Origin of the sequence: Curvibacter lanceolatus ATCC 14669 (assembly GCF_000381265.1) — a bacterium.
GTDB lineage: Bacteria > Pseudomonadota > Gammaproteobacteria > Burkholderiales > Burkholderiaceae_C > Curvibacter > Curvibacter lanceolatus.
The window spans coordinates 162110-183207 of the sequence record NZ_KB906255.1; the positions used below are offsets into that span (position 1 = coordinate 162110).

Genomic DNA, 21098 nt, shown 5'->3' on the forward strand with positions numbered 1-21098 from the left:
GCCAGCCGCCTCCAACATGACTCCCGATATCGACCAGACCATTGCCCAGATCCTGGTGGACAAGTTCCACATCGAAGCCGAACGGGTCAAACCCGAAGCGGCCCTCGAGGAGCTGGGCCTGGACTCGCTGGCCCTGATGGAATTCGTCTTCGCGATCGAAGATGCGTTCCAACTGCGCATTCCCGAAGAACGCCTGGACCCGCGCCAGGGCGGCATCACCCTGCAGCACCTGGCCGGTGTGATCCGCGAACACCTGGCCGCCAGCCCCAAACCTGCCGGCGCATGAGCAGCACAGCCGCCCCCATCGGCGTGGCCGGCCTGGGCTTGATCAGCCCCCTGGGCCACACCCTGGAAGCCTTCCAGGCCAAGGTGATGGCCGGCGAATCGGCGGTCGGACCCTGGCCGCTCAACCTGCCGGGCATCGACCCGGTGGTGCTGCCCCTGGCGCGCTGTGATTTCAATGACACCGCAGTGCGCACCCCCTCACGGGTGCCGGCCGACCGCGGCACCTCGATGGCCCTGACGGCCGCGCTGGCGGCCTGGGCCGCCAGCGGGCTGGACATGGCCACGCTGGATGCCGAGCGCGTGGGCCTGTACTGGGGCAGTGGCATGGCCGGGGCGCACAGCTTCGACGCCAGTTGCCACACGCTTTACGCCGAACACAAACGCCTGCGCCCCACCACCGTGCTGAGCACCATGCCCAATGCCGCCGTGGCCGAGATCAGCCTGCAGCTGGGCATCCGCGGCCCCTCGCTGACCTACGCCTGTGCCTGTGCCTCGTCGGCCGTGGCCATCGGCGAAGCCCTGCGCGCCCTGCGCGGTGGCTGGATCGATGTGGCGGTGGTGGGCGGGCATGAATCGATGTTGAGCCCCGGCGTGCTGGCCAGCTGGCAGGCCATGCGGGTGATGGCCCCGACCGGCCCTGAAGGCAGCCTGGCGGCCTCGGCCTGCCGGCCTTTCTCGGCCGATCGGCACGGTTTCGCCATGGGCGAAGGCGCGGCCGCCCTGGTGCTGGAAAGCCCGGCGCACGCCCAGGCCCGGGGGGCGCAGCACACGCTGTGTCTGTCGGGCTACGCCACCAACAGCGATGCCCGCCACATCAGCCAGCCCGATGCAGCCGGCCAGGTGCGCGCCATGCAGGCCGCCCTGCGTGATGCCGGCCTGCAGCCGCAAGACATCGGCTACGTGAATGCCCACGGCACGGCCACCCAGGCCGGCGACCGTGCCGAGGCTGAATCGCTGCAAACCGTGTTCGGGGAGCGTGGGGTGGCGGTCAGTTCGACCAAGGCCATCCACGGGCATCTGCTGGGCGCCGGGGGGGCCATGGAACTGGTGGTGGCCCTGCAGGCCTTGGCCAGCGGCCAGGTGCCGCCCACCGCCCACCTCAGCGAGGCCGACCCGGCCTTCGCCCTGGACCTGGTCCAGGGTGCGGCGCGCGCCGTGCCGGGGCTGCGCCACGCGATGTCGAATTCATTCGCCTTTGGCGGCACCAATGCGGTGCTGATCGCCAGCCGGGTCTGAACCGCGATCCAGCCCGGCGCAGGGCTGGATCCAGCCGGGCTCACATGCCCAGCAGATGGGGCTCGCCCGCCGACGAGCCCAGATAGCCCCCTTGCGCGCCGCCACGGCGGGTGCCTTGACCTGCACTGGCGTGCTGATCGCTGAGACGGAACTGGCGCACCACGCTGGCCAGGCGGTCGGCCTGCTCGCGCAGTGATTCGGCCGCGGCGGCCGACTGCTCGACCAGGGCCGCGTTCTGCTGGGTCATCTGGTCGATCTGGTTCACCGACTGGTTCACGTCGCCAATGCCGGTGGACTGTTCAGAGGCCGCGGCCGTGATCTCGCCGATGATGTCGCTCACGCGCTGCACGCCGGAGACGATCTCGTCCATGGCCGAGCCCGCATCTTCAACCAGCTTCACGCCGCCATCGACCGCGCTGACGCTGTTCTTGATCAAGCCCTTGATTTCGCTGGCCGCCTCGGCCGAGCGCTGGGCCAGGCCGCGCACCTCGCTGGCCACCACGGCAAAGCCACGCCCTTGCTCACCGGCGCGCGCCGCTTCGACGGCCGCGTTCAGGGCCAGGATGTTGGTCTGGAAGGCAATGGTGTCGATCAGGCCGATGATGTCGTTGATCTTGCGGCTGGAGGCCGAGATCTCATGCATGCTGCTGATGGCCTGGCGCACCACCGAGCCGCCCCGCACCGCCGCGGTGGAGGCCGAACCCGAGAGCTGGTTGGCCAACTGGGCCGACGAGGCGGTCTGCTGCACATTGCCGGTCAGGTTGCTGATGGACGACACCGTGGCCTGCACGTTCGAGGCCGTCTGCTCGGTGCGGCCCGATAGGTCCTGGTTGCCCGAGGCAATTTCATGGCTGGCAGTGGCAATGCTCTCGCTGGCGTCGCGCACCTGCGACACCATGGCCCCCAGCCCAGCCTGCATGTCGGCCAGGGCATTGAGCAGATTCGTCACCTCGTCCTTGCCCTCGGCCTCGATGCGGCGCGACAGATCGCCGCCGGCAATCGCCTGCGCGGCCTGGCGGGCCACCTCCAGCGGACGGCAGATGGAGTGCATGTTCAGCAGGGTCAGTGGCACCACCACGATCACGGTGATCACCACGGCGGCCACGAACAGCAACTGGGTCTGCTTGGAGACACGGGCCTGATCGGCCACGGCTTCATTGACCTGGGCGGTCAGGCTCTTTTCGATGGCGGCCACGGCCTTCTCGGCTTCTTCGTACTGAGCCACCGAGCGCGCGCTCATGCGGTTGGCGGTGGTGGCCGACTCGTACCCGCCCGATTCGAGCTGATTGGCCACCGAGGCAAATTGATCCCGGTAAGCCACCAGCTTCTGACCCACGGTTTCCAGTTCGGGCTTGTTGCCCATGGTTTCGCTGCTGGCCATGCGCTTGACCATCTGATCGGCCCGGCCCAGCGACTCCAGCCATTTGGCCCGCAACTGCTTCACCTGCTCCGGCTTCTCGTACTGGATGATCATGTCCTTTTCGAAGCGCCGGGTCTGCCCGAGCTCGGCGCGCAACTCCGCCAGATTGCCCATCGAGGCATAGGAGTGGGTCATGAAATCCTCACTCATGGCCTGGATGCGGAACATGCCCAGCATGCCGGCCCCACCCAACAGGCTCAAAAGCCCCAAGACCACCGCAATGGCGCCGATCATCCGGAAGCGGATGGTGAACAAGCGCATCAGCGCAAAGACATTCATACAAGAACCTCCGGGTGGCACTCAGAAATGACAGGCCTCGCCCGTGGATTCTGGACAGTGCGCAACGTGTGAAGAATTCCCCAGTTTGCCAGACTTTTACGACTGAAACAGATCCAAAACAACCCAAGCGACTTCAGGGTTTCCAGCGCTTGAGCAGCAAGGCATTTGTCATCACGCTGACCGAACTCAGGGCCATGGCGGCGCCCGCCACCACCGGGCTCAAATACCCCAGTGCCGCCAGGGGCAGGCCGGCCACGTTGTAGGCAAAGGCCCAGAACAGGTTCTGCCAGATCTTGGCCACCGTGCGCCGTGACACTTCCAAGGCCTGGCCCACCAAGGCCACATCGCCGCGCATCAGGGTGATGCCGGCGGCATGCATGGCCACATCGGTCCCGGTGCCCATGGCCATGCCCACATCGGCCGCCGCCAGGGCCGGCGCGTCGTTGACCCCATCGCCCACCATCAGCACCGTGGCACCGGCCTCCTTCAAATCGCGGATGTGCGCCGCCTTGTCGGCCGGCAGCACATCGGCCACCACCTCGGCCGGGCTCAGGCCCAGGCGCTCTCCCATGGCCAACGCGGCGGCCCGGTTGTCGCCCGACAGCATCAGGATGCGCAGGCCCCGAGCGCGCAGCCCCGCCAGGGCCTGGGCTGCACCCGGCTTGGGTTCGTCGGCAAAGCCCAACAGAGCACAGGCCTCCAGCCCGCCCTCCGAGCCGCGCCGCATCAGCACCGACACGGTCGCCCCCTGAGCCTGCAGTGCCGCCTGCGCAGCGGGCAGCCAGCCGGGGCTCAGGCCCAGTTCGCCCATCCAGCGCAGGCTGCCCAGCAGCCAGGTCTGGCCGGCGACCTCACCCTGGCTGCCTCGACCCGGAACAGCCTGCACCGAAGTGGCCGCCTGCAAGACCAGGCCACGCACTTGCGCCTCGGCCAGCACCGCCCGGGCCAAGGGATGCTCGCTGCCGGCCTGCAGGCTGGCCGCCGCCAGCAACAGGGGCGCCGGATCCAGGCCGGGCGCCGGCTCGAACGCCAGCAAGCGCGGCTGCCCCACGGTCAAAGTGCCGGTCTTGTCAAACACCACGGTGTCCACGCGGCGCGCCAGTTCCAGCGCCTGGGCGTCCTTGATCAGAATGCCGTGGCGCGCCGCCACCCCGGTGCCGGCCATGATGGCCGCCGGCGTGGCCAGGCCTAAAGCACAGGGGCAGGCGATCACCAACACCGCCACCGCGTGGATCAGCGCCGGCTCCAACGCACCGCCCTGCCACCACCAGGCCACCAGCGTGATCAGGGCCAGGCCCAGCACCACCGGCACGAACACGGCCGACACCTGGTCGGCCAGGCGCTGGATCGGGGGCTTGCCGGCCTGGGCGTCCTCCACCAGGCGGATGATGGCGGCCAGCACCGTCTCCTGGCCCACGGCCGTCACCTGCATCAGCACCCGGCCTTCGCCATTGATCGAGCCCCCGGTCAGGGCAGCCCCCAGCGCCTTGGGCACCGGCAGGGGCTCGCCCGTGAGCATGGATTCATCCACCTGCGACTCGCCCTCCAGCATCCGACCGTCCACCGGCAGGCGTTCGCCCGGGCGCACCACCAGCCGGTCGCCCACCAGCACCTCGGCCAAGGGCACGTCCACCTCGCCTTCGGCCGTGAGCAGGTGGGCCTGCTCGGGGCGCAGCGCATGCAGGGCGCGGATGGCCGAGGTGGTCTGGCGCTTGGCGCGGGCCTCCAGCCATTTGCCCAGCAGCACCAGCGTGATCACCACGGCCGAGGCCTCGAAATACAAATGCGGCATCTGATCGGGCGGCGTGCTCAGCCACAGCCAGATCGACAAGCCATAGCCCGCCGAAGTGCCCAGCGACACCAGCAGATCCATGTTGCCCGAGCCCGCTTTCAGCGCATGCCAACCCGCCTTGTAAAAACGCGCGCCCAGGCCGAACTGCACCGGCGTGGCCAGCAGCCATTGCCACCAGGCCGGCAACATCCAGTGCCGACCCGCCAGATCCCCCAGCATGGGCACCACCAGGGGCAGTGACAGCAGCAGGCCGAAGGCCACCGGCCCGAAACCCGCCCAGGGCGACAGCTCGGCCGGGTCTTCCAGCCCGGCCACGCGGGGCTCGTAACCGGCGTCCCGCACCGAGCGGCGCAACAGGGCCTCTGCCTGAGGGCTGGCCTGCACCCGCACCCGGGCCGACTCGGTGGCCAGGTTCACGGTGGCCTGCTGCACACCGGGCACCTTGCGCAGGGCCCGCTCGACCCGGCCCACACACGAGGCGCAGGTCATGCCGCCAATGCCGATGTCCAGCGTGCTGATTTCGAGCGGGGCCGGCTCAGGCCGGGGTGAGGCATCAGGAGAGGATTGGGGATTCATGGCGACAAGCCTAAAGCCTCCCACCAGGGCAAGGTCAATGAAAAAAATTCAAGCGCCACAATGCGGAGCCAGGCTTGACCTTCCCACCGTGGCAAGCTTGATCATCACCATCACGGTCTGCCTTCAGACCGGTTCAGGAGAAAGCTCATGGAACATCATTTTCAAGTGCAGGGCATGACCTGCGGCCATTGCGAACGCGCCGTCACCCAGGCCCTCAAGGCACTCGACCCCCAGGCCCAGGTGCAGATCGACCGCACGAGCGGCCGGGTCACCGTGCAAAGCGACAAGCCGCGCGAGCCACTGGCGGCGGCGATCGCCGAAGAAGGCTACAGCGTCGCCACATGACCGCCCCCGTGCAGATCGGCGAAGCGGCCCGCCTGGCCGGCGTGTCGGCCAAGATGGTTCGGCATTACGAATCGCTGGGCCTGCTCGGGGGCGTGCAACGCACCGACAGCGGCTACCGTCTCTATGCTCAGGCCGATGTGCACCGGCTGCGCTTCATCCGGCGCAGCCGCGAGCTGGGTTTTTCGATGACCGAGATCGCTGAACTGCTCAGCCTGTGGGGCAACCAGGAACGCACCAGCGCCAGTGTCAAGCGCATTGCCCAGCAGCATGTGGACGACCTGTCGCGCCGCATCGCGGCCATGCAGGCCATGCAACGCTCGCTGCAGCAACTGCTGCAGTGCTGCTCGGGTGACGAACGCCCCGAATGCCCGATCCTGGACGATCTGGCCGGTCTGCATGAAGGCAAATGAGCTCGAGTGAGGGCAAGGCAAGCCCCTGCGCCCACCCCAGCCCTTGCGCCGGGCTTTGACACAGATCATGCCCAACATACCCCGAGGGGTATCTAATCCAGACTTCGACAACCCATCTGGAGCAATTCATGACCAAGAACGTGGGCGGCATCGACCGCATCCTGCGCATCGCCGTGGGCGCTGTGCTGGTGGCCCTGGCAGCCACGGGTACCGTGGGGCTGTGGGGCTGGATCGGCGCCGTGCCTCTGGCCACCGGCCTGCTGGGCTGGTGCCCGCCGTATCAGCTGCTGGGCTGGAACACCTGCAGCCTGCGCAAGAACTGAGCACCAATCAGCACAAATCAGCGCCACTCAGCGCCACAGCGCGTAGGCCACGCCGATGGCGGCCAGCAGGCCCACCGCGTCGGCCACCAGCGCACACACCAGCGCATGGCGGGTGTGGCGAATGCCCACGCTGCCGAAATACACGGCCAGCACATAAAAGGTGGTTTCGGTCGAGCCCTGGATGATGGCAGCCAGCCGGCCGACAAAAGAATCCACACCATGGGTCTGCAGCACGTCGACCATCAGGCCGCGCGCGCCGGCGCCTGACAGCACCTTCATCAACCCCACTGGCAGGGCCGGCAGAAAAGCGGTGTCCCAGCCCAGGGCTGCCACGCCCTGGCCCAGCCAAGCCATCAAGGCGTCCATGCAGCCCGCGGCGCGGAACGCCCCCACCGCCACCAGCATGGCCACCAGGTAGGGCACGATCTGCACGGCCACGCCGAAACCTTCGCGGGCGCCGTCGATGAAGGCCTCGTACACCGGCACCCGGCGCCAGCTGCCCACGCCGAGAAACAGCATCACCAGCGCCACAATCAGAAAAGCACCCACCGCCCCCGTGAGGCGAGATGCCTGCTCGGCCGGCAGGCTGGCCAGCCCCGCCACACCGGCCAGCAGGCCTGCCACCAGGGCCAGCCCGGTCAGCCAGAAACGCGGTCGCCACCAGGCCATGCGCTGGGCCACCGCCACCGCCAGCACACCGGCCAGCAAGGACGTGAGCGTGACCACCAGGGTGGGCAGAAAAATGTCGGCCGCATTGAAAGACGACAGGCCCTGCTTCAGCGCCACGCTCTGACGGATCGCGATCACCGAGCTGGGGATCAGCGTCAGGCCGGCGGTGTTGAGCACCACAAACATCACCTGCGCATGGCTGGCCACCTCAGGCTGCGGGTTGAGCGTCTGCAACTCGCGCATGGCCTTCAGCCCCAGCGGGGTGGCGGCGTTGTCCAGCCCGAGCAGATTGGCCGACAGGTTGAGCGTCATCGCCCCCTGCGCAGCATGCCCTGCCGGCACATCAGGAAACAGGCGCCGCAGCACCGGGCTGGCCAGGCGCGCCAGGCTGGCCACCATGCCGGCCCGCTCGCCCACCCGCATCAGCCCCAGCCACAGGGTCATGATGCCGGCCAGACCCAGCGACAGCTCAAAACCCGAGCGGGCCGAATCGAACATCGCCCCGAGCAGGCCCGGAAAGGCGGCCGCATCACCGCCCACCAGCCAGCGCCACAGCGCGGCCGCAAAAGCCGCCCCGAACAGGCCCACCCAGACGATGTTCAAGGCCATGGCAAGGTGTCAGCGCGGGCGCCGCTCAAAAAGGCGGCGAATCGTCTTCGTCTGCCGAGGTGGAAGCGGCACCGGTCACAGAGGTGGCCGGCGCAGGCTGGGCGTCCGCCGGGGCCAGGCTGGGGCGCTGGGCTTCGCCGCCCAGGGCATTGATCAGGTCGGGCAGCATCTGCACCAGTTCACCGGTGGCGATGGCCACATCGGCATCAAAACCACCGTCGTCGGCCGACTTGCCCTCGAACACCACATCCTGGAAGCTGATCTTCTTGATCTGCATGCCCTCGGTCAGCATGAAGGACACCCGGTCGTCCCAGCTCAGGGCCAGTCGGGTGGGCAGCTTGCCCTGGGCGATGTGCTGCTTGACCTCGTCGTTGTCGAGCGGGTGGCGTGCATAGCGCACCACCGACTTGGATTCATCACCGGCCTTGAGCTCGCATTCCTGCTCGATGGCAAAGCCGGCCGGCGGCTCCTGGGTGGTCAGCCACTCGGCCATGGCGCTCACCGGGCTGATCTGCGTGTCGAGCAAGGCCACGGCAAAACCGTCGAGCGACTTGACCAGCGCGGTCACCACCTCGTCGGCCCGGCCCTGGCTGCCGGCCTCGATCATCAGCAGGCGCGCCGCCTGATCGATCCAGACCAGCACCGAGCCCTGCTTGGAAAAGGCCATCGGCAGCAGGCTGTGCTTGATCTCTTCCTTGAGTTCCTTGGTTTCCTTCTTGCCAGGCTTGCGGCCGGTGGTCTGCTCGATCTGCTGGGCGCGTTCCTTGGCCTTGCGATTGAGCACCGAGCCGGGCACGCTTTTCACCTCGATCATGAACTTCAGGATCCACTGCCCGCCCACCGACTCCAGCAGCGGCCCGTGGGCTTCGCCACGGGGCTCGACCCAGCCGACGGCCTTTTCCTGGCTGGCACCGCATTCCACATAGCGCGCCTTGTCGAGCGCTTCTTCCACCTGCTCCAGCGAGGCCGTCCAGCCTTCGCCCAGGCGGTAAACAATCAAATTCTTGAACACTGAAATCCCTTGCTTCAAAAGCCATCCAGGAACTGTGAATTTCGACAGGTCCCCACCCCTCCATTGTGAGGGCTGGCGAGGGCCTGCTGCTTTACTTAGTCTCACCGCCCGCTCATGGCCGCGAAACAGCACACCAGCAGACTGGGAACCCTGTTGATGTGCCGCCCGGCACGCCAGCTCCCCTGAAAGGAAAGCCATGAAATCACTGACCAAGATCGGATGGTCTGCCTACCTGCTGGTCGCCACGGCCTGCATCGGTCTGGCCCAGGCGGCCCCCACCACGGATGTGGCGACGAACCCGCCGCCCCCACACAGCTTGCAGTTCAGCGACTCAGGCCACCATCGGCCCGCCCCGGCTCGCCGACTGGCCCGATTCGAACGCCACAGTGCCGAACTCAAGGCCCGGTTGAAATTGCGGGCTGATCAGGAAACGGCCTGGACGGCCTTCACCAGCGCCGTCAAACCACCGGCCACCCCACCCAGCCGACCGGACCGGGCTGAACTGGCGCAGCTCAGCACCCCCGAGCGCCTGGACCGACTGGAGACGCTGCAGCAGCAGCGCGCCCAAAGCATGAGCCAGCGCCACCAAGCCACCAAGGCGTTTTATGCGGCACTCGATGCCGAGCAGCAAAAAGTGTTCGACGCCGAGACCCAGCGCCTGATGGATCTCCGCGCCGGACCCGAGCACGGCATGCACCACCCCCATCACCCCGCCTGAGAAAGGAAGACGCCAGGCGCAGAACTCCAGACCCTGCCAAGATTGATCACGCCCTACCCCCCAGCACCGAAAGGTCCTGGGGGCTTTTTTTGCATTATGAAAAATAGGCCCAAAAACGCCTCGGAAAACTCTGGGGATAGCGCAGGAACAACTCGGGGTTTATCCACAGGGGGCGCTTGACGATCCCAGTTGTCCCCGGCCGAGCCCGAAATTCCCAGGCCATGTCCCACAGTGTTTGGCGCAAGGCAAGTGATTGATTTCAAAAGTGAAAAGTGACTTGTCCACAGAAAGTGGTCTTGCTTACTACTACTACTATTTAAATATATTAAATACAAAGAAGAAGTCAGGAACATCTCTTCGGGACAGAACAGAGCGCCTTGTCCTGCATCGTGGAGGCCTGTGACTGGCTGAACGCGTTGTCGAAAAAGCAGCTTGCAGGTCTTCAAGCCCCCCGATGACCTTTGCTTTTCAACTCGATCGACCTCAACCGGTCTGAACGGGACGGGTTCATGCCGACCAGGCAGGCCAAAAACCGGACCCAAGCCGCGTTTTACGGCGGGCTGGCCGCGCCAGCCGCGTCAGCAACGGCCGTTTTTCACGCAAGTCGACGCTCCAAAATCGTTTTTGACAGGGGGCAATCCACCTGAGCCCCTAAAAAAGCCCTGTCGCGCGCCGAGTTGCCCAAGGACTGTTGTTTTATTGATCAAGCCCGTTGATGCCCTCCAAAGAGGCTCTGCGTGGGACAAGTTTGGGGATAAATCCGGAACAAGCCTGTGCTTGTCCACAGGCTGGCTCAGCAGGCCAAAGTTGTTGATGAAAGTGGAACACCTTGAACGCAGAGCTGCGCACATGCTTCAATCGTGTCTAAGTGATTGTTTTATAAATAAAAAAATCAGTTATCCACAGATCATGCCCCCCCTTACTACTACTACTATTTCAATATATTGAATACAAAGAAGAAGTCAGGAACAACTTGCCGAGGCGAAATGTGATTGAAATGCGAGTCATAAATGATTGGCCCCCTATTTGTTCGGCTTGGAATGTAAAAATTGCCCGTTTTGGCGCTTTGAACGCGTTTTTGTCGCCAGAATCACGGTTCGCTGTCGGGTCTGTGCCCCGGAAAAACTTGTCTGTCCTGCCCTTTTTTGATGCTTTTTTCTGTTCCAAACGTTGATGGGTTCGGTGAACGTCGCCTGAATGGGTGCCGGATTCACACGCCGACCCCCTTGCGCTGCGATTCCAGCCGAGCACGGTGGACGGACTGCGCTCAGCCATGAACCGGATGGGAACACCTGGGCAGGAGCAGGCCCGCAAACTCAGCCTGCAGCGCTATCAAGTGCTCGACACGGAAGCCGAGGCCCCTTTTGATGAACTGACCCAGCTGGCCACCCGTTTGTTGGGGGTTTCCATTGCCTTGGTGGGATTCATGGACACGCCGCGCTGGTGGTGCAAGTCACGGGTGGGCATTTCCCTTGAACAGCTGCCCCTGGAGCAGTCGTTTTGCCGCTACATGTTGTCCACAGGCCAGATGCTGACGGTGGACGATGCCAGCATTGATCCCCGTTTTGCCCTGCACCCTCTGGTGTTGGACGGGCCCCAGATCCGGGCCTATGCCGGCGTGCCCTTGATCAATGAAGAAGGCCATCTGTTGGGCAGCCTGTGCGCACTGGACCCATCGCCGCGTCAGTGGCTCGAAGCGGATCGGGTTCAGTTGCGTCTGCTGGCGGATCTGGTGATGGCCCGCCTGGAACTGCGTCGTCGTCAGATCGAATTGGCTTCAGCCCAACAGCGCCTGGGCAACAAGGAGCGCGAATGGGCGGCCTGTGAACAACAGCTGAATCAGCTGGCACGTTGGATGCCGACGGCCATCTACCAATTTCGCCTCTCGTTACCCGGTGTCGGCTCTTTTCCTTTTGCCAGCCATGCGTTCCAGGATCTGTTCGGTTTGTCGCCGGAGGTCTTGAAAGTCAGTGCAGCGCCTTTTTTTGAGCAACTGCATGCCGATGACCGCGAGGCGATGAAACAATCGGTGCGGGCTTGCGAGCAATCGCTCAGTCCCTGGTCCATGGAGTTCCGCAGCCACCTGCCTGACGGCCGGTTGGAGTGGTTCCAGGGCAAGTCACGGCCGACCATGGAGCCTGATGGTTCAGTGCTCTGGCACGGGCTCTTCATCCGCATCTCTGACCGCCGCCGTGCCGAGCAGGAACTGCGTGAGGCCGAGGCGCGCTGGAAATTTGCGCTCGAGGGTTCGGCCGCCGGGGTCTGGGACTGGAACATCGAAAGCAACGAGCATTATTTTTCGCCTCAATACCGGGCTTTGTATGGCTACGGGGAGGCCGAAGAATTGCCGGGCACGGATCCCGATGCCTGGGTGCATCCAGAAGACTTGCCAGCCCATCAGGTGGCCCGCCAGCAGCATTTCGACGGCGTGGCTCCTTTGTTTCGCAGCGAGCACCGGGCGCGGTGCCACGACGGGCAGTGGAAATGGATACTCAGCCGGGGTCTGGTGGTGGCGCGAGACGCCGGTGGTCGGCCGCTGCGCATGATCGGCACCCACACCGACATCACCGAACGCAAGCTGACCGATGAGGACAACTTCCGGCGGGCCTACTACGACCCCTTGACCAGCCTGCCCAACCGGGCCTTGATGGTGGCCAAGCTGTTCGAATGGCTGCAGGCCTGCCCGCCCGAAGGCTCAGGCGCCGTGATCCATGTCGATCTGGACGGTTTCAAGCGCCTCAACCATGCCCGGGGCCATGGCCAGGGGGATGTGCTGCTGCGCAGCGTGGCGCGCCGACTGACCGAATCCATCGGTCCGGACGCCATCCTGGCCCGTCTGGGCGCCAATGAGTTCGTGGTGCTGCTGCCGCAACTGCCTCTTTCGGCCGAGCTGGCGCCCTGGCAGCAGGCCCTGACTCTGGCTGAGCAGCTGCGTGTGGCCTTGTTGCAGCCCTTGCCGCTGGGAGATCAGAGTTTCAGCGTGACGGCCAGCCTGGGCGTCACGGTGTGCCCCTTGCTGGACCAGGGGGCCTACCCAGACGCCGAAGACGTGCTGCGCCAGGCCGATGCCGCCATGAACCACGCCAAGGCCACGGGGGCCAACCGCGTGGCCTTGTTCGAGCCCGGCATGCAGACCGAGATCGAAAAGCGGTTTCTGATCGAGGAAGACCTCAAGCACGCGCTGCAGGGCCAGCAACTGTCGCTGCATGTGCAACCCCAGTTCAGCACCGGGCAGGTGGTGATCGGTGCCGAGTTGCTGATCCGTTGGCAGCATCCGGTGCGGGGGATGGTGTCGCCGGTGGAGTTCATCCCAGTGGCCGAGACCTCCGGCCTGATCGTGCCTTTGGGCGAATGGGTGCTGGAGCAGGCGGCGCAGGCCTTGCTGCAACTGCAGGCCGCCGGGCTGGCCTTTCCGCTGTCGGTGAACGTGAGCCCGAGGCAGTTCCGTCAGCCCGATTTCGTGGAGCGCGTGCGGGCCTTGTTGCAACGCAGCGGCGCCCCGGCCCATCGCCTGATCTTCGAGATCACCGAAGGCCTGCTGCTGGAGCGTTCAGACAGCGTGCAGTCGCAGATGGATGAGCTGATTGCGCTCGGCATCCGTTTCTCGATCGATGATTTCGGCACCGGGTTTTCCAGCCTGGGCTACCTCAAGCGCCTGCCCATCCATGAGATCAAGATCGATCGCAGCTTCATCGACGGCATTCCAGAAGACGAAGGCGATGTGGCCATCGTGCGCTCGGTGTTGCTGATGGCACGCCAGTTTCGGCTGCAGGTGATTGCCGAAGGGGTGGAGAACGAACGCCAGGTGGCGTTCCTGTTTGCCCACGGATGCGACGGTCTGCAGGGTTATCACTTTGCACGCCCTACCCCGTTGTTGCCCTGGCTGGACAGTTGCACCCGGGGCGAATCCCCGGTTTGAAGCCTGGCCCCGCAAGCCCGGGGTTGTGTGTCAGTGCATCTGCCGCAGGTTCTGGTTCTGGCTCAGGAACAGGCTCAGTTCCTGGTCGGCCATGGGCTTGCCGAAGGCATAGCCCTGGAAGGCGTGGCAGTCGTGGCGGGCCAGAAAATCCTGCTGGTCACGCGACTCGACGCCTTCTGCGATCACCGCCAGCCCCAGGCTGCGGCCCAGGTTGATGATGGTGCGCACAATGGCCGCATCGTTGGGGTCGGTCAGCACATCACGCACGAACGACTGGTCGATTTTCAGCTGGTCCAGCGGCAGGCGCTTGAGGTAGCTGAGGCTGGAGTAGCCGGTGCCGAAGTCGTCCAGCGAGAAGCCCACACCCAGGTTTTTCAACTGACCCATGCGTTCGATGATGGCGTCCATGTCGTCCACCAGCAGGCTTTCGGTCAGCTCCAGCTTGAGCCGATCCGGTCGGGCACCATGGGCTTGCAGCGCGCTGATCACGTGCTGCACAAAATCGGGGTGTTTGAATTGGCGTGAGCTGACGTTCACGGCCACGCTCAGGGCCTCGGTCTCGGCCTGTCCGGCCCAGCGCGCCAACAGGCTGCAGGCGGTGTCGAGCACCCAGCGGCCGATCGGAATGATCAGCCCGGTGTCTTCGGCCAGCGGAATGAACTCGGCTGGCGACACCATGCCGCGCACCGGGTGGCGCCAACGCACCAGGGCTTCCACCCCGCTGACGTGCCGGCCTTGTTCGGTCTGTGGCTGGTAATGCAGCATCAGCTCGCCGCGGGCCAGCGCCTGGCGCAGCGCGGCTTCCAGCGTGGCACGGGCACTGACTTCGGCTTGCATGGCCGGATCGAAGAAACGCAGCGTGTTGCGCCCGGCTGTTTTGGCCTGGTACATGGCCAGATCGGCCTGCTTGAGCAGTTCGCTGATGCCGCTGTTGCCATCCATGAAGGGGGCCACGCCAATGCTGCAACTGCTTTCATGCTGCTGGCCTGCCAGCTGGAAGGGCGCTGCCAGGGTGGCCAGCACCTTGCCCCCGATGCGGCTGGCGTGTTCGATCACATCTGGGTGAGCGTGGCCCAGGTTTTCGAGCATCACCACGAACTCATCGCCGCCCAGGCGGGCCACGGTGTCCGATTCGCGCACGCAGGCGCTCAGGCGCCGCGCCACCTGGCGCAGCAACTCGTCACCCTGATCGTGGCCCAGGGTGTCGTTGAGGGTCTTGAAGTTGTCCAGGTCGATGAACAGCAAGGCCCCGCCGGTGCCGGTGCGCGTGCTGCTGGCCAGGGCGTGCTGCAGCCGGTCCATCAACAACTGGCGGTTGGGCAGCTCGGTCAGGGCGTCGAAGAAGGCCAGGCGCTGGATCTGCTGTTCGGCCTGCTTGCGGGCCGTCACATCGGTGTTGATCGACAGAATCGCCTCGGGCGTGCCGAAGGCATCGTGCACCAGGGTCCAGCGGCTCTCCACCGTGAGCAGCGTGCCGTCCTGACGCTGTTGTTCAATTTCGCCGCTCCATTCGCCTTCTTGCAGCACCTGTGCGGGATCGAGATCGAAGTGCAGGTGCTCACGCTCGATGCGCCGGCCGATCTCCGGGTCCAGGGCCTGGGCGGCGGTGAAGCCGTAAAGGCGTTCTGCCCCCTTGTTCCAATAGCTCAGACCGCCGCCGATGCGGCGCACGATGATGGCGTCCTGGGCCTTGTCCAGCAGCGAAGCCTGGTCGCGGATCTGGCTGTCGGCGGCCAGCCGGGCCAACTCGGCGCCGGCGCGGGCCGCAAAGATGTGCAGAGCCGACACCAGAAAGCTGGTTTGGGCCAGTGGGCGCTCGAACAGGGCAAACACCAGGCCTACCGGTTCACCGGCCGCATTGTCCAGGCGCCGACCGACGTAGGCCACCGCCGGGGCCTTCCCCGCCATCCCGGGATAGACACAGGCCAGGTCCTTGCGCACCAGGCCCATGCCGTCTTTCAGCACTTGTTCACAGGGTGTGCCAGCCAGCAGGTAATCGGCCTGGGCAATCGCCTGGCCTGCCACCTGGGCTGCGATCAGGCGCATGCGAGCCGGTGCCGCTGGCGTGGCCGGCAGCAATCGAGCCACGAAGCCCGCCTGGGCATCCAGTGCCTCCGCCATGTTGCGGGCCAATTGATCGAAGAATTCTGTGCCTGTGCTGGCCGACACGGCCGTGGCCAGCTTCAGCACCGCATGCTGCAGCCGGTTCTGTTCTTCCTGGGCCCTCAGGTTGCTGATGCCAAAGGCCAGATCGTTGGACAAGGACTGGAGCAACTGCTCTTCGGCATGGCTGATCCGGCAGGGCTCATCCGAGTGCAGCGTCAACAGACCCAGGCGGCGAGCGCCGATGCGCAGCGGCAGGCACACCATGCCGCGCAGTCCGTGTTGCACGGCCTCGGGTTGCCAGGCCGGCCAGTCCGGGCTTTGCTGGAGATCAGCCAGGATCAGCAAACGGCCGTCCTGCAAGGCCTGGGCCATGGGGCTTTGCGGGGCATCGACCTGGTTGAGTCGCTCCAGAAACCCGCTGCCTTGGCCGTAACGGGCCACCGCCCGAATCCGCTGCTGGGGTTCGTCCAGTCCGATGTAAGCCACCCAGGCCAGGCGGTAGCCACCCACCTCGACCAGCGTGCGGGTCACGTCTTCCAGCAGACCCAGTTCGGTGCTGGCGCGCACCAGGGCTTCGTTGCAGGCACTCAGGGTCAGCTGGGCCCGGCTCAGGCGTTGCTGGTCACGGGCCGCGCGCTGTCGTTCGGTCACGTCGGTGGCAATCACCAGCCGGGCGGCTTCGCCATCGAAGGTGATGGTGTTGGCCGTCACCTCCACATCCATCAGCGAGCCGTCGCGCCGGCGGTGGCAGCGCGGCGTGTTGATCTGCACGTCTCCGCGCTGGATCGAAGCCAAACGCTCCAGGCGTGTGGTTTCGCTGTCATCCACCCAGAATTCGGGCGCCTTCATGTGGCGCAGGTCTTCATGGCTGTAGCCATAGTGCGCCACCATGGCCTTGTTGGCGGCCAGCATGCGCATGTCACCGATGCTGTGCACCCACATGGGTTGCGGGTTCAGGTCAAACAGCAATCGGTACTGGGCCTCCGAGGCCTGCAATTTGGCGCCCAGGCGCTGGCGCTGGATGACACCGCCCAGGGTCAGCACCAGGATCTGCAGATGGGTTTCATCGCGCAGGCTGAAGGCTCCGGGTCGGCCCGACACCACCCGGATCACGCCCAGCATCTGATCGCCCGCCTTGAGCGGCGCCACGATCAGTGAGCGCACCCCCAGCGCACGGGCCAAGGCCACCTGGATGCGCGGGTCTTGCTCGGTGTCCTGGCAGCGCACGGTGGTGTTTTGCTGCAGCACCTGGCCTGCCAGCGTATCGTGCAGCCCGATGCGTCGCCCCACATAGGCACTCAGGGTGCCGGCACAGGCCCGGCAGATGCAATCCTGGGCTTCCACCAGCTCGACCGAACTGCCTTCCGCGCCGGTCAGCTCGGCGGCACGCAGGGCCATCAACTCGAGCACGCCGTCCAGGTCGAGCTCTGCGTTGGCGATTTCCTGCTGCATGCGCACGATGGCCAGGCGCGTTTCGACCTCGCGTTTGCGCGCGTCGATGTTCTCCAGCGCCCCCTGTACCGCCTCGGTCACACCCTGCTCGTTGCGCACGGCTTCGCCGATCAGGCGCACCCAGATGGGCTGGCCATCGGCGCGACGCAGCATCAGCTCCAGTTCGAATCGGGTGCCGTCGCGCACACAGGTTCGGAAGGCCGCATCCAGCCGCAACTGATCGTCGGGCAGGTAGAAGGCGAAAGCCTGCTCTGCGGTGACGGTGGTTTCGGGCCTCATGCCATGGATGTGGGCTACCTCGGGTGACCAGACGAACTGCCGATCCGGCAGCGTCAGGATCCAGCCCCCCACTTCGGCCACCTGCCCGGCAATGCGCTGGGCCTGTGTCTGAAGCTGGTGCCATTGGCGGGCCTGGCGGTTCTGGGTTTCGGCGTCGTTCCAGCGCGATTGCTGGCGCCCGAACTCCAGCAGCAGCAGGGCTTGCGAGGCCAGGGCGTCCAGGGCTTCGCATTGTTCGGCATCCAGTTCGCGGGGCTGCGGATCGCCGACACACAGCATGCCCAGGCGTTCGCCGTCGCGGCTGCGCAGCACCATCCCGGCCAGAAAGCACAGCCCCGGCGGCCCCTGAACCCAGGGGTGATCGGCCCAGGCCGGATCTTGTTGGGGGTTGAACGGGGAGATGCTGGTGTCGACAGCGTTTTCCCACGCCGTGTCCAAGGCCTGGGTCCAGGGCATGGGCCCCAAGGCCACCCCGGTGCCGGCCACCACCACCGGGCCTGCGTCATGCCACACCGTCACCCAGGCCTGATGGGTGCCGCACAAGGTGGCAGCCAGGCGAACCAGACGGTCAAAGTGGTGACCAGCGGCCAGGTCAGGCAGGGGAAAGTTTGACGGCGCGGCGTTCGGGCGGGTGTCCGCGCTCATGGCAGTGCCCGAACGGCACATCGAGGATGGCACTGGAGACCGGTCGGCAGGGCCGGCTGCCCAGGCGAGAGGGAGAAATCAATGAAGGCGCTCAAACGGACAACTCACAGCCCTTGCGAAAAAGTAAAGCAAGGAAATTGTGTCGAATGGTTTCAGATGGCGGCGGGGCCGTCAATTGGGGCTCGACACAGCACTGACATTTTTGCAACGGAATCCAGCAGCAGCGTTTTTGGGGCGAGTGTGTTACATTGCGGGATCGCCCTTGGCGACCGACTGCGCCTGCTCACTGGTTGAGTGGATGTGCCCACCCCCGGCAGAGGGGGTTGTTGGTCCAGCCCTGCTTGTGGCGTGTCCGTCAGCACATTCACAGTGCCAGCGGCTTTCCCCTTCTGTTGACGCAGCCACTGCTGGCGCGTTGCCGGGTTCGCGCCAGTTGTGGCCGGGTTCCTTGGTTGTTCAGGACGGGCTCCCTAGGCATTTGGGGCTGCCAGTATTTTTTGTCCGGGACCGTGTGGTCGCCTCCTGACCCAGGTCTTTTCAACCCCTTGATGATTTTCAACTCGAATCCAACAACTGCTTCAGACCCCATTCAAATGGGTAAATACCGGATTGCTGCCTGCGCCTGCGAACTGGAAGACGGCGCTTTTGCCTCCCAGGTCTCCATTGCCAGTGGCCGTGGCAGCGCCAGTACCGACCGGGTGATGCGTTTCACCCCCCAGTTTTCGACACGTGCCGCTGCTTCGGGCTATGCCATCGAACAGGGCATCCAATGGGTACGCGACCTTGCGCGCCCTCAACTCCTGACACCGTAATTAAAGGAAAGCACCATGGCCAAGGAAGAGCTGATTGAAATGATGGGTGTTGTGAACGAAGTGCTGCCTGACACGCGTTTCCGTGTCACGCTGGACAACGGTCACGAACTGATTGCCTATTCGGCCGGCAAGATGCGCAAGAACCACATCCGCATCCTGGCTGGCGACAAGGTGTCGCTGGAACTGTCGCCCTATGACCTGAGCAAGGGCCGCATCAAGTTCCGCCACATCGAAGGCCGTGGCCCGATGGTGCCGCGCCGTCCGCGTTGATCATTGCCCCGGCTGAGTTGATTCAGCCGGGCTTGTTCAGCGATTGAACTGCCAGCCCGCCTTGTGTGCGGGCCTGGCTGCAAACCCCACCTGGCGTGGGGTTTCGTGTTTTCAGGGCTGTGCGTCGTGGGATGCCCAGCTCCAGGCCACACCATGGCTGAGCGCATCAGCCCCTTGATCAGACCCTTTGCCAGGGCTGGCCGTCGGACCGCCACGCAACACCAGGGCACAGGGGCCTTCGCCGCGGGTGGCGAGGCGGTGTTTCAGTGCCTGGGCCTCAGCGCCACCGGCCTGCTCCGGGGCTGGGCTCAGCAGGCGCAGTTCGGTGCTGCCCAAAGTCAGCTTGACCTCTTGCATACCCTCTTGAACCACCACCGGGCCCGCTGGCAGATCGGGGCCCAGCAGGGCCTGGTAGCGCGCCAGCGAGGTGGACAGATCCTGCACGGCGACGTCCAGCCTGGCCACGCCCAAGCAGCCATTGGGGTGCAGGCGATCGGCGGGCGACTCGGACACCCGCAGCGCCCGCGGGCTGATGTCGCCGCACAAGAAGGGCAGGTCGGGGCTGGCATGGCGGGCCGTCTGCCAGCGCAGTTGGGCGCCGTCAGGGCGCAGGCGGGCGCCATCGAACGGGCCCTCCAGGCTCAGCAGGCCACGGGCGCGCGCCGCGTTCAGCACCTCGGTGGTGTCACCGGGCAGCAGGGCGAAGTCGACCAGGCCCTCGCTGGCACTTTGCAGGGTGTTGTACCAGCGCTCCTGCGGCGCCGGGCCCTCCCAGGCGATCAGTTCGAGGTAACTGCCGTCCTGAAACACCACCAGCGCGTTGTGCGAGGTGCGTCCGTTGTGCCGGCCTCCGATCAGAACCTGAAAACCCAGTGCCCGGTAGTCGGCGATGGCCCGATCAAGCTGGTGCACGGCAATGACGATGTGATCGAGTGGCAGGGGCATGATGCTTCTTTCTAGTCGTCGAGTTTCAAATGCGTCTGGCGCACGAACAGGCCCCAGCGCTCGTATTCGTCTTTCAGGTGGCGCTCCAGTGCCGGGCCGTCGGTGGCCATCACTTCAAAGCCCGCCTGGCTGAGTTTCTGGTGGATGTCCGGGCTGTTGAGTGTGGCCTGAAAAGCCTCGGTCAATTGCCGCACCGTGGCCGCCGCCGTGCCGGAGGGCGCAAAAATGCCGATCCACGAATAGGCCTCGAAGCCGGGGTAGCCCGACTCGGCCACGGTGGGCACCTCGGGCAACTCCGGCAGGCGGCGCGCGCCTGTCACAGCCAGTGCCTTGAGTTTGCCCGCCGCAATCTGGCTGCGCAGTGCGGCATAGCTCAGCAGGGTCAGGCTGGTCACGTCGCCGAGCACCGCCTGCACGGCCGGGCCACCTCCGCCGAAGGGCACGTGCAGCACAAAGATGCCGGCACGGCGCTTGAGGTCTTCCATCACCAGGTGGTTCATCGAACCCAGGCCGGTGGAGGCATAGCTGAACTTCCCGGGCGCCTTGCGCGCGGCCTCGATGAAACCGCGCAGATCACGCGCTGGCACCGAGGCTGCCGCCGCAATCACCAGCGGAAAACGCAGCGCCAGCGAGACCCCCGTGAAATCCTTGAAGGTGTCGTAGGGCAAGCGGGGTTTGGCGATCGGGTTGATGGCGTGGGTGTCGAAGCTCACCAGCAAGGTGTTGCCATCGGGCGCGGACTTGGCCACGTACTGCGTGGCCACCTGGCTGGCGGCACCGGGGCGGTTTTCGATCACCACGGGGCGGCCGAGCTTTTCGGACAGGCGCGGCTGCAGGATGCGCGCCGCGATGTCGGTGCTGCCCCCGGGCGGAAAGGTGATCACCAGCTTGAGCGGGGTGTCGTTGTCGGCGCGGGCCACCGGGGCCAGCCCCAGGGCGGCCGCGCCCAGCAGGCTCAGGGCGTGGCGGCGGTGAAGAGGTACATCGGACATGGGC

The 21098-nt window shown here is 65.5% G+C and carries 16 protein-coding genes; 9 read left to right on the forward strand and 7 right to left on the reverse strand.

What is annotated here, in order from left to right:
- Window positions 1-16 precede the first annotated feature (16 nt).
- The gene (locus tag F624_RS0107680; RefSeq protein ID WP_019573701.1) at window positions 17-286 is read left to right on the forward strand and encodes an acyl carrier protein; all 270 of its coding nucleotides are present in this window, start codon (window positions 17-19) and stop codon (window positions 284-286) included.
- Window positions 283-1521 (forward strand): beta-ketoacyl-[acyl-carrier-protein] synthase family protein, encoded by a 1239-nt coding sequence (locus F624_RS0107685; RefSeq protein ID WP_019573702.1) that lies wholly within the window; start codon window positions 283-285, stop codon window positions 1519-1521. The genes F624_RS0107680 and F624_RS0107685 overlap by 4 nt, the downstream gene beginning before the upstream one ends.
- Before the next feature lie 40 nt (window positions 1522-1561).
- On the opposite strand, the gene F624_RS0107690 is transcribed toward F624_RS0107685, so the two are convergent.
- Both F624_RS0107690 and F624_RS0107695 read right to left on the reverse strand, forming a co-directional pair.
- A complete protein-coding gene (locus F624_RS0107690) occupies window positions 1562-3220 on the reverse strand; it encodes a methyl-accepting chemotaxis protein (RefSeq protein WP_019573703.1) in 1659 nt (552 codons plus the stop codon).
- A 133-nt stretch (window positions 3221-3353) separates the two neighbouring features.
- Window positions 3354-5588 carry a heavy metal translocating P-type ATPase gene (locus F624_RS0107695; protein ID WP_019573704.1) on the reverse strand — a complete coding sequence of 745 codons (2235 nt, stop codon included), beginning with the start codon at window positions 5586-5588 and terminating at the stop codon, window positions 3354-3356.
- 147 nt (window positions 5589-5735) lie between these two features.
- On the opposite strand from F624_RS0107695, the gene F624_RS0107700 reads away from it, so the two are divergent.
- The 3 genes from F624_RS0107700 to F624_RS0107710 all read left to right on the forward strand — a co-directional run bounded on the left by F624_RS0107700 (window position 5736) and on the right by F624_RS0107710 (window position 6666).
- Window positions 5736-5933 (forward strand): heavy-metal-associated domain-containing protein, encoded by a 198-nt coding sequence (locus F624_RS0107700; protein WP_019573705.1) that lies wholly within the window; start codon window positions 5736-5738, stop codon window positions 5931-5933.
- Window positions 5930-6343 carry a Cu(I)-responsive transcriptional regulator gene (gene cueR / locus F624_RS0107705; protein ID WP_019573706.1) on the forward strand — a complete coding sequence of 138 codons (414 nt, stop codon included), beginning with the start codon at window positions 5930-5932 and terminating at the stop codon, window positions 6341-6343. The genes F624_RS0107700 and cueR overlap by 4 nt, the downstream gene beginning before the upstream one ends.
- 128 nt (window positions 6344-6471) lie before the next feature.
- The gene (locus F624_RS0107710; RefSeq protein WP_019573707.1) at window positions 6472-6666 is read left to right on the forward strand and encodes a YgaP family membrane protein; all 195 of its coding nucleotides are present in this window, start codon (window positions 6472-6474) and stop codon (window positions 6664-6666) included.
- A gap of 27 nt (window positions 6667-6693) precedes the next feature.
- On the opposite strand, the gene F624_RS0107715 is transcribed toward F624_RS0107710, so the two are convergent.
- Both F624_RS0107715 and F624_RS0107720 read right to left on the reverse strand, forming a co-directional pair.
- On the reverse strand, window positions 6694-7944 hold the full coding sequence (locus F624_RS0107715) for a nucleoside recognition domain-containing protein (protein ID WP_019573708.1): 1251 nt from the start codon (window positions 7942-7944) through the stop codon (window positions 6694-6696).
- A gap of 25 nt (window positions 7945-7969) precedes the next feature.
- A complete protein-coding gene (locus tag F624_RS0107720) occupies window positions 7970-8956 on the reverse strand; it encodes a recombination-associated protein RdgC (RefSeq protein ID WP_019573709.1) in 987 nt (328 codons plus the stop codon).
- 196 nt (window positions 8957-9152) lie between these two features.
- On the opposite strand from F624_RS0107720, the gene F624_RS0107725 reads away from it, so the two are divergent.
- Both F624_RS0107725 and F624_RS33330 read left to right on the forward strand, forming a co-directional pair.
- On the forward strand, window positions 9153-9674 hold the full coding sequence (locus tag F624_RS0107725) for a Spy/CpxP family protein refolding chaperone (RefSeq protein WP_019573710.1): 522 nt from the start codon (window positions 9153-9155) through the stop codon (window positions 9672-9674).
- Between the two features lie 1273 nt (window positions 9675-10947).
- On the forward strand, window positions 10948-13593 hold the full coding sequence (locus tag F624_RS33330; protein ID WP_019573711.1) for a sensor domain-containing phosphodiesterase: 2646 nt from the start codon (window positions 10948-10950) through the stop codon (window positions 13591-13593).
- A gap of 30 nt (window positions 13594-13623) precedes the next feature.
- Here the strand turns inward: F624_RS33330 and F624_RS0107735 are convergent, their stop codons facing one another.
- Window positions 13624-18075: an EAL domain-containing protein gene (locus F624_RS0107735; RefSeq protein ID WP_019573712.1), complete on the reverse strand. Its 4452-nt coding sequence runs from the start codon at window positions 18073-18075 to the stop codon at window positions 13624-13626.
- A gap of 548 nt (window positions 18076-18623) precedes the next feature.
- Between F624_RS0107735 and F624_RS0107740 the strand changes: the two genes are divergently transcribed.
- Together F624_RS0107740 and infA are read left to right on the forward strand one after the other, a co-directional pair.
- Entirely contained in the window at window positions 18624-18887 is a 264-nt protein-coding gene (locus F624_RS0107740; RefSeq protein WP_245573583.1) for a hypothetical protein, read from the forward strand.
- A gap of 15 nt (window positions 18888-18902) precedes the next feature.
- Entirely contained in the window at window positions 18903-19157 is a 255-nt protein-coding gene (gene infA, locus F624_RS0107745; protein ID WP_019573714.1) for a translation initiation factor IF-1, read from the forward strand.
- Window positions 19158-19268: 111 nt separating this feature from the next.
- Here infA and F624_RS0107750 read toward each other — a convergent pair whose 3' ends face one another.
- Entirely contained in the window at window positions 19269-20102 is an 834-nt protein-coding gene (locus F624_RS0107750; protein ID WP_019573715.1) for a VOC family protein, read from the reverse strand.
- 11 nt (window positions 20103-20113) lie between these two features.
- The gene (locus F624_RS0107755; protein WP_019573716.1) at window positions 20114-21094 is read right to left on the reverse strand and encodes a tripartite tricarboxylate transporter substrate binding protein; all 981 of its coding nucleotides are present in this window, start codon (window positions 21092-21094) and stop codon (window positions 20114-20116) included.
- Window positions 21095-21098 lie beyond the last annotated feature (4 nt).

Bases quoted from the DNA above. Each gene is read 5' to 3' on its own strand.
- F624_RS0107680 (WP_019573701.1), top strand. From the start codon at position 17: ATGACTCCCGATATCGACCAGACCATTGCCCAGATCCTGGTGGACAAG.
- F624_RS0107685 (WP_019573702.1), top strand. From the start codon at position 283: ATGAGCAGCACAGCCGCCCCCATCGGCGTGGCCGGCCTGGGCTTGATC.
- F624_RS0107690 (WP_019573703.1), bottom strand. From the start codon at position 3,220: ATGAATGTCTTTGCGCTGATGCGCTTGTTCACCATCCGCTTCCGGATG.
- F624_RS0107695 (WP_019573704.1), bottom strand. From the start codon at position 5,588: ATGAATCCCCAATCCTCTCCTGATGCCTCACCCCGGCCTGAGCCGGCC.
- F624_RS0107700 (WP_019573705.1), top strand. From the start codon at position 5,736: ATGGAACATCATTTTCAAGTGCAGGGCATGACCTGCGGCCATTGCGAA.
- cueR (WP_019573706.1), top strand. From the start codon at position 5,930: ATGACCGCCCCCGTGCAGATCGGCGAAGCGGCCCGCCTGGCCGGCGTG.
- F624_RS0107710 (WP_019573707.1), top strand. From the start codon at position 6,472: ATGACCAAGAACGTGGGCGGCATCGACCGCATCCTGCGCATCGCCGTG.
- F624_RS0107715 (WP_019573708.1), bottom strand. From the start codon at position 7,944: ATGGCCTTGAACATCGTCTGGGTGGGCCTGTTCGGGGCGGCTTTTGCG.
- F624_RS0107725 (WP_019573710.1), top strand. From the start codon at position 9,153: ATGAAATCACTGACCAAGATCGGATGGTCTGCCTACCTGCTGGTCGCC.
- F624_RS33330 (WP_019573711.1), top strand. From the start codon at position 10,948: ATGAACCGGATGGGAACACCTGGGCAGGAGCAGGCCCGCAAACTCAGC.
- F624_RS0107735 (WP_019573712.1), bottom strand. From the start codon at position 18,075: ATGAGCGCGGACACCCGCCCGAACGCCGCGCCGTCAAACTTTCCCCTG.
- F624_RS0107740 (WP_245573583.1), top strand. From the start codon at position 18,624: ATGATTTTCAACTCGAATCCAACAACTGCTTCAGACCCCATTCAAATG.
- infA (WP_019573714.1), top strand. From the start codon at position 18,903: ATGGCCAAGGAAGAGCTGATTGAAATGATGGGTGTTGTGAACGAAGTG.
- F624_RS0107750 (WP_019573715.1), bottom strand. From the start codon at position 20,102: ATGCCCCTGCCACTCGATCACATCGTCATTGCCGTGCACCAGCTTGAT.
- F624_RS0107755 (WP_019573716.1), bottom strand. From the start codon at position 21,094: ATGTCCGATGTACCTCTTCACCGCCGCCACGCCCTGAGCCTGCTGGGC.